Origin of the sequence: Pseudomonas sp., from assembly GCF_050739935.1 — a bacterium.
GTDB lineage: Bacteria > Pseudomonadota > Gammaproteobacteria > Pseudomonadales > Pseudomonadaceae > Aquipseudomonas.
The window spans coordinates 1-12,066 of record NZ_JBOICF010000129.1 but is presented as its reverse complement, the minus strand read 5'-3'; the positions used below and the strand labels follow the sequence as shown (position 1 = coordinate 12,066).

8 protein-coding genes and 1 pseudogene are annotated in these 12,066 nt (G+C 60.5%); 5 read left to right on the top strand and 4 right to left on the bottom strand.

Going from position 1 to position 12,066, the window contains the following annotated elements:
• The 3 genes and pseudogenes from ACRER8_RS25750 to ACRER8_RS25740 all read right to left on the bottom strand — a co-directional run.
• Positions 1-178: pseudogene (locus ACRER8_RS25750) on the bottom strand (threonine ammonia-lyase, biosynthetic); the annotation flags it as partial.
• 790 nt (positions 179-968) lie between these two features.
• Entirely contained in the window at positions 969-2,009 is a 1,041-nt protein-coding gene (locus ACRER8_RS25745; protein WP_431748988.1) for an AraC family transcriptional regulator, read from the bottom strand.
• A 3-nt stretch (positions 2,010-2,012) separates the two neighbouring features.
• Entirely contained in the window at positions 2,013-3,164 is a 1,152-nt protein-coding gene (locus ACRER8_RS25740; protein WP_431748987.1) for a carbon-nitrogen hydrolase family protein, read from the bottom strand.
• Positions 3,165-3,705: 541 nt separating this feature from the next.
• On the opposite strand from ACRER8_RS25740, the gene ACRER8_RS25735 reads away from it, so the two are divergent.
• From ACRER8_RS25735 to ACRER8_RS25715, 5 genes are all read left to right on the top strand, one after another.
• Positions 3,706-5,745 (top strand): FAD-dependent oxidoreductase, encoded by a 2,040-nt coding sequence (locus tag ACRER8_RS25735; RefSeq protein ID WP_431748986.1) that lies wholly within the window; start codon positions 3,706-3,708, stop codon positions 5,743-5,745.
• A gap of 184 nt (positions 5,746-5,929) precedes the next feature.
• Complete coding sequence (locus ACRER8_RS25730; protein WP_431748985.1) at positions 5,930-6,844, top strand: 1-aminocyclopropane-1-carboxylate deaminase/D-cysteine desulfhydrase; 915 nt, start codon at positions 5,930-5,932, stop codon at positions 6,842-6,844.
• 191 nt (positions 6,845-7,035) lie between these two features.
• Positions 7,036-8,376, top strand: a complete 1,341-nt coding sequence (locus ACRER8_RS25725; protein WP_431748984.1) for an MFS transporter — start codon at positions 7,036-7,038, stop codon at positions 8,374-8,376.
• Between the two features lie 122 nt (positions 8,377-8,498).
• Positions 8,499-9,704 carry an MFS transporter gene (locus tag ACRER8_RS25720; protein ID WP_431748983.1) on the top strand — a complete coding sequence of 402 codons (1,206 nt, stop codon included), beginning with the start codon at positions 8,499-8,501 and terminating at the stop codon, positions 9,702-9,704.
• Positions 9,704-10,987, top strand: a complete 1,284-nt coding sequence (locus ACRER8_RS25715) for an arsenic transporter (protein ID WP_431748982.1) — start codon at positions 9,704-9,706, stop codon at positions 10,985-10,987. Before ACRER8_RS25720 ends, ACRER8_RS25715 begins: the two co-directional genes overlap by 1 nt.
• Here ACRER8_RS25715 and ACRER8_RS25710 read toward each other — a convergent pair.
• The gene (locus ACRER8_RS25710; protein ID WP_431748981.1) at positions 10,950-11,933 is read right to left on the bottom strand and encodes a DUF1853 family protein; all 984 of its coding nucleotides are present in this window, start codon (positions 11,931-11,933) and stop codon (positions 10,950-10,952) included. The genes ACRER8_RS25715 and ACRER8_RS25710 overlap by 38 nt on opposite strands.
• Positions 11,934-12,066: the final 133 nt, after the last annotated feature.

Sequence of the window (12,066 nt, the reverse complement as noted above, 5' to 3'; positions counted from 1 at the left end):
AGGAGAACACCGGTTGCAGGTCTTCGCGCTTGAGCAGCACCTGATTGCCCAGCCGTTCGGACAGCTGACGAGCGCCCTGTAGCGGGGTTTCCACGGCAACGTCGTAGACGCGGGAGGTGAGGATTTTTCTGGCGTAGAAGTTCAGCAGGTCGCCATTGACGGGTGTGTCCTGAAGCATCTGAGTCATCGCGTCGTCCCCGTCGAAAGGGCGGCGATGATCAGGCATGGAACTAGGGCGGCGAGAGAAGGGCGGATGATGATCATGTCTGACTCCTGGTTCGAGGTTCGGGGCCCTGGAGACAGAAAGAAAAAACCCGCCTCTAGGGCGGGTTCGATGCAAACGTCGGCTAACCCGCCATGACTGGAATGGCGGTAATAATTATCTGGCCGAAGAAATGCTTGGTTACGTTCATGGGTCGAAGACTATTGCGCAGCACACCAGGTGGTCAATAGCAATTTGCTGTCCCGTGAACACATTCCCTTGGCAGCACCGATCAACCTGTGGGTTTGAGCTTGCTCACGAAACCCTGACCTCCGCGCCTTACATCGAATGTGTATGGCGTCCTCTTCGTGAACACGCTCACTCCACAGGGTCGCCGTCTGCTGCGCGATTACGATTTTTTCCTGACCACTTGCGCGAGTTTTCGTCCTGCGCTAAATATTCAGACAGCTGGCTATGGACCCCGCCCCAGAGCGCTGACAAGGAAGCGTCGGTAAATTTTTCCGAGTTCACTTCGTTGATTGTTCAAGAAGCTTTCATGTTTCGTTCATGACGGCACTTTAGGGTAAAGGTCGTGGTCAGTGAAACCAGTCGCTTAACCGACGGAAAAAGACTACCGCAACGCAAGAGAACAGCCACGAGGGCATGAGTGATGGACGATTATCAGGAAGAACTACTGGAATATCAGGCATACGAACTCGATCCCCTCGAGCCCGCCGATGACGCAACCGAACTGTAGGAAAGCATATCAGGCTGAATGACGATGGCTGCGGCGAAACTCCCCGGGGGTCTGTCCGTTCCAGCGTTTGAAGGCACGTTGAAAGGCCTCGGCCGAAGCAAAACCCAGTAAATAGGCGATCTCGCCAAAGGCCAGTTCCGTATCGCGGATGTAGGTCATCGCCAGATCCCGACGGGTGTCATTGAGAACCGCGCGAAAGCGCGTCCCTTCGTCCGCAAGTCTGCGACGCAGGGTCCAGGTCGGCAGTTTCAGTCGGGCTGCCACTTCCTCAAGATCTGGCTCCCTCCCACCATTGAGCAACGGCCCCAGCAACTGAGTGATGCGTTCACGCAGGCTGCGGGTGCGCGTCAGTTGTTCCAGTTCCCGTTCACACAGTTGCAGCAAATGCCGCCAGGTGCTCGGTACGTGATCGGGATTGCGCAGCCCCAGACTTTGCTGGCTCAGGCGCAGTTGGTTGATGCCGGCCCCGAAATTCACCGGCTGCTCGCTCAATACCGAATACTCGGCGGCATAGGACGGCGCATCGAATTCAATGTCGATACGCTCGGCGATTATCGTTGCGCCTGCCAAAGTCGAGAACTGATGCAACCAGCCCGCGAAAATCGAATCGACGACGAAGCGGTTGTAATCGTTATACGGGCTGATGGAGTAAAACCGCAGCCACGCGCCTTCACTGTCCTCATGAAAACTCGATTGTCCGCGATAGTTTGACCCGTATAGCGCTTCGAAACGGATCAACGTACGCGCCGCTTCCCGCACGGTCGGCGCCTGCGCGGCGGCCACCCCGGCAAGTCCTGCCTGGCTCAAGCGGCTCGACTGGCCCATGCGCAGGCCCAACCCAGGCACGCCGGACAGTTGAATCGCCGCATGGCCCAGGCGCATATAGCGCGGGATCGACAGCCGTGCCCCGGCTTCGCCCAGGCGCGCCGCGTCCAGGCCGTATTGATCGAGTAAGGGTTGTGGATCATGGCCAGCGCTACGCACGGCGTCGGCCAGGCTATGGACGAAGCCCACCGATAGATCACCCAGCCGTACCCGAGGCGCTTTCATCGATTACAACCACAGATTGATCAGGCGCGCCCCGTGGCCGGGTTTGGCGCCCTTGGGGGCTGCGCTGATGGATTGCTCGGCAACGCTCTGGCCACCACGGCTGGCAAAGCTGTGCCCGGCGCTGCCCTGATCCCAGAACTGCCCGCGCATGAATACGCTGATGCCTGCCTTGGCGGTGCTGATCGGGGCCAAAGCCAAACGTCGCCAGGCTTCCCCTTCGGTGAGCGGCTTGGGTCCAAGATCCAGATGGCGGGACAGCGGCTGATGTTTGTCGCTGCGCCACGGCTGCGACCAACGGCCATTGCCCGCCACGAAAGCGGGCACGGCGATCAGCTCCGCGCCTGTCGCATTCAGGCGCAGGTAATTGTCTGGATACCAACTGTCGCTGCCGATCAGCGTGGCGAGCCGGCCAGCAGGGGTTTCGATGACGTTCAACGGTGCGTCCTTGCCGGAGCGGATATAGCCGCGCTGATACCAGGATGGGAACAGCTGGCGTTGCGGTTGGCCGATGGGCAAGCCGTCGCGACCGAACACTACGCTGCTGTTGTACAGCGCACCCTTGCCGATCTGCAGTTGCCCGTCGCGTACTTTAGGGCCGGGCAAGACGATCGACCCGGCCACCAGCGTCACTCCAAACTCCTTGGCCAGGCCGCCGAACAGGTTTTGATAATCCTGGGCCATGCTGCGTGCCTTCATGCGCAGGTGGGCATCGTCCAGCCGGCTTTCGCCTCGGGCATGAAATATCGCATCGAGAAACAATAGCGGGTTGCTGAAGGCCAGCCAGTTCATCGCCTCTTCAATGGTCGCAGCCTGATAGAACTGTGATTTCTCATCCACCGCAAACAGCCAGGTGCCGATGTGCTCCGGCAGCACAACGATGGTTTTGTCGTTGATCAGACCGTGGTCGCGGGCCTGTTGCAAGTACGCCGAGAGCTTGCGATGCAGGCGTTTGACGCTTGAATAGTCGGACGGAAACAGCTCCGGCTGGATACCCAGCAAATTGCCGTGGTCGCCTGGCTCACCGTCGTTGATGACTAGTTGAATGCGCAGATCGGTGAGGTAATGGCCGACGTGGCGCTTGCTTGTCCACAGGCCATAGCTGATGAGAAGAATCGCCAGCACAACCGCGGTGAGTGAGCCTAGAACTTTGCGCATGGGGGTGAAGAGCGGGCCTTGAGGAGCATGTAATTACGTGGGTGGATGACCCCCAAGGCTACGGGAAAACAGTGGCTTATCGAAGTGATTTAAATCCACAACATTCTTTTTTCATGAACCTGCGATGACCCATATGCCAGCCGCGACAGCTCTGGCATGGCCCTCACAGCCGGAGCAATGACTAGCATTACGACGGGTGCGCCATGGCAAATACACCACTTATCAGGCCAACAAGTCAGCGACCAGACTTCGCGCAAACTGACCTGTCCAGAACGCGAAATCAATTCCAGCCGGTATGAGAGGGAGCATTGTCAGGTGGCGCCCGGACAATCGTCATCTCGGCAAGCCTTGTTGCTGCAGGAATGTGTCACCCTCTCGCTGCGCAGTACGGTCATTAAGTTGTCATATTCGGTCATTGAGCATGACCGAGATGCTGTTTACTGTCTGCATCATGAGCAGGGACTGGGCTGTATCCCCTGAATAAATCGACGAGTGCCCAAGAGTGCTCGCGTCTTCGTGATGATGCTTGATGGAGTTTCATATGCCCGCCGCCCAATACCCGCATTTGCTGGCCCCCCTCGACCTGGGATTTACCACCCTGCGCAATCGCACGCTGATGGGTTCCATGCACACCGGCCTTGAAGAAAAGCCTGGTGGCTTCGAGCGCATGGCGGTGTATTTTGCCGAGCGTGCCCGCGGTGGCGTCGGCCTGATGGTCACCGGCGGCATCGCTCCGAACGTCGAGGGTGGCGTCTATTCCGGCGCGGCCAAGCTGACTACCGCAGAAGAAGCTGACAACCATCGGATTGTGACCAAGGCCGTGCATGAGGCGGGCGGCAAGATCTGCATGCAGATTCTCCACGCCGGTCGCTATGCCTACAGCCCGAAACAGGTTGCGCCGAGCGCGATTCAGGCCCCCATCAACCCGTTCAAGCCTAAGGAGTTGGACGAAGAGGGCATCGAGAAACAGATTCAGGATTTCATCAATTGCGCGACCCTGGCCCAGACCGCCGAGTATGACGGCGTGGAAATCATGGGCTCGGAAGGCTATTTCATTAACCAGTTCCTGGTCGCTCATACCAACCATCGCACCGACCGCTGGGGCGGCAGCTACGAAAACCGTATGCGCCTGCCGGTGGAAATCGTGCGCCGCGTGCGTGAAGCCGTGGGCTCGAACTTCATCATCATTTATCGCCTGTCGATGCTTGATCTGATCGAAGGCGGCAGCACCTGGGAAGAAGTGGTGCAGCTGGCCAAGGCCATCGAACAGGCCGGAGCGACGCTGATCAACACCGGTATCGGCTGGCACGAAGCGCGGATTCCGACCATCGCCACCAAGGTGCCTCGCGCGGCTTTCGTTAAGGTCACAGCGAAGATGCGCGGCTCGGTGTCCATTCCGCTGATCACCACCAACCGCATCAACACCCCGGAAGTCGCCGAGCAGGTGCTGGCCGAGGGCGATGCGGACATGGTGTCCATGGCGCGCCCTTTCCTCGCCGATCCTGATTTCGTCAACAAGGCCGCTACCGGTCGTGGCGACGAGATCAACACCTGCATCGGCTGCAATCAGGCCTGCCTGGACCACACGTTCGGCGGTAAGCTCACCAGTTGCCTGGTCAACCCGCGCGCTTGCCACGAAACCGAACTCAATTACCTACCGGTCGCGCAGATCAAGAAAATCGCGGTGATTGGCGCAGGGCCTGCAGGCTTGGCCGCCGCCACCGTTGCCGCCGAGCGTGGCCATGAGGTAACGCTGTTCGATTCGGCCAGCGAGATCGGCGGGCAGTTCAACATCGCCAAGCGTATTCCGGGCAAGGAAGAGTTCTTCGAGACGCTGCGTTATTTCGGCCGCAAATTGCAGACCACGGGTGTGGATGTGCGCCTGAACACGCGCATCGCTGTCGATGACCTGGTGGGCAAGGGCTTCGACGAAGTGATTCTGGCCACCGGTATCGCACCGCGAATTCCGGCAATTCCCGGTGTCGACAATGCCAAGGTGCTGAGTTATCTGGACGTGATACTGGAACGCAAGCCGGTCGGTAAGTCGGTGGCTGTGATCGGCGCGGGCGGTATCGGCTTCGACATCTCGGAGTTTCTGGTGCATCAGGGGGTGGCCACCAGTCTTGATCGCGATGCGTTCTGGGACGAATGGGGCATCGATGGCGCGCTGCAGGCCCGTGGCGGCGTGGCCGGGATCAAGCCGCATCCTCACGCTCCGGCGCGTCAGGTCTTCCTGTTGCAGCGCAAGAGTTCCAAGGTCGGCGACGGCTTGGGCAAGACCACCGGCTGGATTCACCGCACGGGGTTGAAGAACAAGCAGGTGCAGATGCTCAACAGCGTCGAATACCTGAAGATCGACAACGCAGGGTTACATATCCGGATTGGCGCCGAGGGCGAAGAAAAACTGCTGCCTGTGGACAACGTGGTGATCTGCGCCGGGCAGGATCCGCTGCGTGAACTGTACGACGGCTTGCAGGCGGCGGGGCAGAGCGTGCATCTGATCGGCGGCGCCGACGTGGCGGCGGAGCTGGATGCCAAGCGGGCAATTAACCAAGGGTCGCGGTTGGCGGCGCAGTTGTGAGCAGTGCCCTGAACGGCCGGGCACTATTTAACCTGAATGAGTACTGAACATCCTGTAGCAGTCTGGCTTGTCGGCGGTGGCGATTTGCAGACCGCCAACGCCGGCACGCCGGACTGCTACAGGGATCGATGTATGGCTTCAACGCGGTGGTAGACTTGGCCTCTCTGATTTATCGATCACCGCCATGCTTTCCCAAGCCCCTCTGCAACCCCTCAACCTGCATTGGCTCGCCGCCGCAGGCATCGACGTCGCCGTCCTGCGGCTGGACCTGATCGACCCGCTGATCAGCGGTAACAAATGGTTCAAGCTCACCCACCATCTCGCTGCGGCCAAAAAGGCAGGTGCAGAAGGCCTGATCAGCCTGGGCGGCGCGCATTCCAATCACCTTCATGCTCTGGCGGCGGCGGGGAAGCGTTTCGGCTTTTCCACCGTCGGGCTGTTGCGCGGGCATTCTGTGCAGACTCCGACGGTGCTCGACCTCGAGGCATTCGGCATGCAGTTGCACTGGTTGGGTTATGCAGGCTATCGCGCTCGCCATCAGGACGGGTTCTGGCTGCCATGGCGTGAGCGTTATCCGCAGCTGTATCCGGTGCCCGAGGGTGGTGGTGGGCTGGGTGGGGCGTTGGGCTGTGCCGAAATCGTGAATCAGGCCTATGCCCAACTCGCAAATGTCGGCTGGGACGACTTTGACGGCTGGTGGCTGGCGTGCGGCACCGGCACTACATTGGCCGGGTTGGTGCTGGCCGAAGCCGGGCGGCGCAAGGTGTATGGGGCTATGGCGGTGCCAGGGGATCATGGGGTTGCCGAGAATGTGATGGCTATTCTCGGTCCTGAAGCGGGCAACCGATACGAACTGCTCGACGCCAGCCGTCGTGGTTTCGCCAAGATCGACGCCGAGTTGCTTGAATTCATCGCGGCGTGTGAAGAGGAAAGCGGCGTTCCTTTTGAGCCGCTCTACACCGGCAAGGCGCTGCTGGCCCTGAGGGACGCCATCGACGCCAGGCGAACATCCGAAGGCTTGCGACTGATTTTCGTGCATACCGGCGGCCTTCAGGGGAAACGAGGCTTCATCGCGACGAGGACAAACGCGCGTTCATAAAAAGACCCACAGGGTCTGGGGTCGGCGGAGAGTTCGCGGTAGTAGAGACCATCACGCGTTCTCTGGCACGAATCCTGCCGCCCGGACACCCCGACAGGTCGGTTCTGAGTATGTCGACGACACTTCTGGAGTAAGGCGGCTCAGGCGCTGTACCGATAATCGGATCTTTCTTATGCGCGCCGAGGTTCAACATGACCACTCCAGCCATTGAGCAGGTCGATCCTGCCACTTTGAGAAAAGTCATCGTAGCGGCCGGCATCGGCAATTTCGTCGAATGGTTCGACTTCGCGGTTTATGGATTTCTCGCCACTACCATCGCGCAGCAATTCTTCCCCAGCGGTGATGCCAGCGTAGCGTTGCTCAAGACCTTCGCTGTGTTCGCCGTAGCCTTCGCCTTTCGTCCTTTGGGCGGATTGTTCTTCGGCATGTTGGGCGACAGGATTGGACGCAAGCGCACGCTGGCCTTCACCATCCTGTTAATGGCCGGGGCGACCACGATTATCGGTCTGTTGCCCACCTACGCAGCAATCGGCGTGACTGCGCCGATCCTTCTGACCATCATTCGCTGTGCCCAGGGCTTCTCTGCCGGGGGCGAATACGCTGGTGCCTGCGCCTACCTGATGGAGCACGCGCCGCGCGGCAAGCGTGCCTGGTATGGCAGCTTCGTGCCGGTGTCGACCTTTGCGGCATTTGCTTCGGCGGCGATCTTCGCCTACGCGCTGGAGGCTTCGCTTTCGGCTGAAGCCATGAGCGGTTGGGGCTGGCGCCTGCCGTTTCTGGTCGCAGCGCCGCTCGGGTTGGTCGGCCTGTATCTGCGTTGGAAACTGGACGAAACGCCGGCGTTTCAGGCGGTCGCCGAAGAGCGCGCGGTTGCCCACTCGCCACTCAAGGAAACCCTGCGCAATCACAGTGGGGCCATCTGCGCACTGGGCGCGTTTATCTCGCTGACGGCGCTGTCGTTCTACATGTTCACCACCTATTTCGCGACTTACCTGCAGGTGGCGGGTGGCTTGAGCCGTGCGACTGCCTTGCTGGTGTCGCTGCTCGCCTTGCTGTTTGCTTCCGCGCTTTGTCCCGTGGCCGGAGCGTTTTCCGACAAGGTAGGGCGTCGGGCAACCGTGATCACGGCTTGTGTCCTGCTTGCGGTGATGGTCTATCCGTCGTTCCTGATGGCCAGTTCCGGCTCGTTCGCAGGCTCCATCGTCGGCGTGATGCTGCTGGCGACCGGCGCGGTATTGTGTAACGTGGTCACCGCTGCCCTGTTGTCCGAGACCTTTCCCACACGCACCCGGTACACCGCTTCGGCGATCACCTACAACATTGCCTACACGGTCTTCGGCGGAACCGCACCGCTGATGGCGACATGGCTGATCGGTCTGACCGGCAGCAATCTGTCGCCCGCGTTCTATTTGATTGTGGTGGCGGTGCTGGGGCTGGTGGGAGGCCTCGCGTTGCCGGAGACGTCGAAGGCGTCGCTGCATGAGGTGGACGGGTCGTTAGGGCGGCGTTCGGCGATGCAACCTGTCGCCTGAATCCGCAACAAAACATGGCACCACTGCCCCAAAAAATGGCACATTGGCGACCCCTTGTGCCGTAGACATCTTTTGCAATGAATTTGCGGGCGGCACATCAATCGTTCGATGGATGAACTCAGATGGCCGTCACCAGCCCTTCGACCGCGACTTCCGCGGCCCCTCAATCCAGTCCGCTGGTCATGCGCATCATTGGTGCGGTAGCCCTGGCGCACCTGCTCAATGATCTGATCCAGTCGATTCTGCCGTCGATCTACCCGATGCTCAAAGCCTCGTATGGCTTGAGCTTCACCCAGGTCGGGTTGATTACCCTGACGTTTCAGGTCACGGCTTCGCTGCTGCAGCCCTGGGTCGGTTATTACACCGATCGCCACCCCAATCCGTTGGTGCTGCCGGTCGGCTCGCTGTGCATTCTGGCGGGTGTGCTGATGCTCGCCACGGTGGGCAGCTTTCCGTTGATCCTGCTGGCGGCAGGCCTGATCGGCGTAGGCTCGTCGACCTTTCACCCCGAAGCCTCGCGTATCGCACGGCTGGCGTCCGGTGGGCGTTTTGGGCTGGCGCAATCGAGCTTTCAGGTTGGCGGCAACAGCGGTTCGGCGATCGGGCCGTTGCTGGCAGCGGCGATCATCATTCCGTTCGGTCAGGGCCATATCGCTTATTTCGCTCTGATCGCGCTGTTTTCGGTAGGCCTGCTGTACGCCATCAGTCGCTGGTACAAAAGTCATCTGGCGTTGTTCAAGCTCAAGGCCGGGCAGGCTGCGACCCACGGGCTGTCCAAAGGCCGCGTCACCAGCGCGTTGGTGGTGCTGGCGCTGTTGGTGTTTTCCAAATATTTCTACATGGCCAGCTTCACCAGCTATTTCACCTTTTTCCTGATCGATAAATTCCAGCTGACTGTCGCCAGCTCGCAACTGCACCTGTTCATGTTCCTGGCGGCGGTGGCGGCGGGGACCTTTTTCGGCGGGCCGATAGGCGACAAGATTGGCCGAAAGGCGGTGATCTGGTTCTCGATCCTCGGCGTCGCACCGTTCACCATCGCGCTGCCTTACGCGGATCTGTTCTGGACCAGCGTACTCAGCGTCATCATCGGCTTCATTCTGGCATCGGCGTTTTCGGCCATCGTGGTCTACGCCCAGGAGTTGGTGCCGGGCAACGTCGGCATGATCGCCGGCATCTTCTTCGGTCTGATGTTCGGCTTCGGTGGTATCGGCGCAGCGTTGTTGGGACACCTCGCGGACCTCCATGGCATCGTCTATGTCTACAGCCTTTGCTCCTTCCTCCCGTTGCTGGGCGTTCTGGCGATACTGCTTCCAAGAACCAAACGCTGATGTTCGCTGCGGTACTGATCTTTCTGGTCACCATCACCCTGGTGATCTGGCAGCCGAAGGGACTGGGAGTCGGCTGGAGTGCGACGTTCGGTGCGGTGCTGGCATTGCTTTTCGGCGTCGTGCATCCGGCGGACATCCCGCAGGTGTGGCACATCATCTGGAATGCTACCGGCACCTTCATCGCCCTGATCATCATCAGTCTGTTGCTCGACGAAGCCGGATTCTTCAACTGGGCGGCGCTGCATGTAGCGCGCTGGGGCAAGGGGCGCGGGCGCGGGTTGTTCGCATTCATCGTGCTGCTCGGCGCGCTGGTCTCGGCGCTGTTCGCCAACGACGGGGCGGCGCTGATTCTCACGCCGATCGTCATGTCGATGCTGCTGGCGCTGCGCTTCTCGCCCGCGACGACCCTGGCGTTCGTCATGGCCGCCGGTTTCATCGCCGACACCGCGAGCCTGCCGTTGGTGGTGTCGAATCTGGTCAATATCGTCTCTGCGGACTATTTCGGCATCGGCTTCAATCGCTATGCCTCGGTGATGGTGCCAGTGAACCTGATCAGCGTGGCTGCAACGCTGGCCGTGTTGATGCTGTTCTTTCGCCGCGACATCCCGCAGACCTTCGACGCCTCGCAGCTGGATGAGCCGGCCTCGGCCATCCATGACCGTCCCACCTTCGTCGCCGGTTGGTGGGTGCTGGGGATTCTGCTGGTCGGCTGCTTTGCCCTGGAGCCGCTGGGTATTCCGGTCAGCGCGATTTCGGCGGTGTGCGCCGCGATCCTGCTGGGCATCGCCGCCAAGGGCCACAGGATTTCCACGCGCAAAGTGATGAAGGAGGCGCCGTGGCAGATCGTGATTTTCTCGCTGGGCATGTACCTGGTGGTCTATGGGCTGCGCAATGAAGGACTGACCATCTATCTGGCAGGCTGGCTGGATCGCTTCGCCGAACATGGCCTGTGGGGCGCGGCGATGGGTACAGGCGTGCTGACGGCGCTACTGTCTTCGGTCATGAACAATCTGCCGACGGTGCTGATCGGGCTGCTGTCGATTGATGCGAGTCAGGCTCATGGCCCGCTCCAGGAGGCAATGATCTACGCCAACGTCATCGGCAGTGATCTGGGACCAAAAATCACGCCGATCGGCAGCCTCGCGACCTTGTTGTGGCTGCACGTGCTGGCCAGAAAAGGCGTCACTATTGGCTGGGGTTATTACTTGCGTGTCGGCATTGTGCTAACGCTGCCGGTGCTGCTGATCACGCTGGCGGCGCTGGTGTTGCGATTGAGTGCCTGACCTCGCTGGTTTCCGCAATCGCCGGCCACAGATCCGATACCAGAAACAGGCGCTCGACTTCCTCCCATTGCCCGTCGGCGCTTTGCTCCAGGCGCACCAGCAACTGCGCCTGGGCCATGGGGTCAAGCTGCTCTAGCCACGATTGAAACTCATCATGACTCCAGGCGTGCCCATAGCGCGCCGGTCCGAGCCAGGCGTGGCGCGGCAGCGTCTGCCAGCGGCCTTCGGGGTGCTGAGCGGCCAAGGCTGGCCAGTCCTTCTGATGTATCCACAGCCCGCGCAGATGATCGCGATGCACGCCATGCGGAGAGGTAGGGGATTTGGACCAGGGATAGAGCAGATAGCCACCCAGCCATAACTCAGCGCTGAACGACGCGATGCCCAATGCCGCCAGCGTCTGACGACTTTCCTCTCGCGCCGAAATCGGCAACTGATGCTGATTGAGGTGAGCCAGTTTCAGGTCCAGCCGGTCGTGGCTGCCGGGGCCCAGCCAGTTAGCCGGATCCTGGCCGTCAGCCTCCTGCGGGCCGAGATAGAACTTGATCGCCAACTCCACGTGATGGACGCCGTCGCCATCGCGCAGCAGCATGTCCAGCTCGCCCAGCGTATGGCCTGCGACACGGATCGGCAGATTGGCGGCGATCATTTCCACCCCCGGCGCGTGCTGGATCGCGAACTGCCAGAGGCGCTCATAGTACAGGCCCAGACGGCGAGTCGAGGTGCGGGAAAGCCAGTCGTTGAGGACGCTGCTGTCATGGTCCAGCCGTCGCAGAAAGTCTTCCAGCGCCTGAGGATGCCGGACCCAGTCGCTGCCGCTTAAGGGATGGCGTTGCGGCCATGCGGTCACCGCCAGCATCGGCGGCGAAAGAATCGCCCACGCCAGATCTCGCACTGCGGGCGCGCGGATTTGACGGGGCAGGGCGGTTAAGGTCGGGAATGGGGTCATGGGCTGAGAATAGAACAATGCAAAGGTTGTGTGGCGCGCTATGTACTGTAGGAGCCGGCTTGCTGGCGAATGCGGTTTGCCAGTCGACACTTGCGCATCTGATCCAGCGCATTCGCCAGCAAGCCGGCTCCTA

Bases quoted from the DNA above. Each gene is read 5' to 3' on its own strand.
- ACRER8_RS25715 (WP_431748982.1), top strand. From the start codon at position 9,704: ATGTTCGCTGCGGTACTGATCTTTCTGGTCACCATCACCCTGGTGATC.
- ACRER8_RS25740 (WP_431748987.1), bottom strand. From the start codon at position 3,164: ATGCGCAAAGTTCTAGGCTCACTCACCGCGGTTGTGCTGGCGATTCTT.
- ACRER8_RS25720 (WP_431748983.1), top strand. From the start codon at position 8,499: ATGGCCGTCACCAGCCCTTCGACCGCGACTTCCGCGGCCCCTCAATCC.
- ACRER8_RS25735 (WP_431748986.1), top strand. From the start codon at position 3,706: ATGCCCGCCGCCCAATACCCGCATTTGCTGGCCCCCCTCGACCTGGGA.
- ACRER8_RS25725 (WP_431748984.1), top strand. From the start codon at position 7,036: ATGACCACTCCAGCCATTGAGCAGGTCGATCCTGCCACTTTGAGAAAA.
- ACRER8_RS25730 (WP_431748985.1), top strand. From the start codon at position 5,930: ATGCTTTCCCAAGCCCCTCTGCAACCCCTCAACCTGCATTGGCTCGCC.
- ACRER8_RS25710 (WP_431748981.1), bottom strand. From the start codon at position 11,933: ATGACCCCATTCCCGACCTTAACCGCCCTGCCCCGTCAAATCCGCGCG.
- ACRER8_RS25745 (WP_431748988.1), bottom strand. From the start codon at position 2,009: ATGAAAGCGCCTCGGGTACGGCTGGGTGATCTATCGGTGGGCTTCGTC.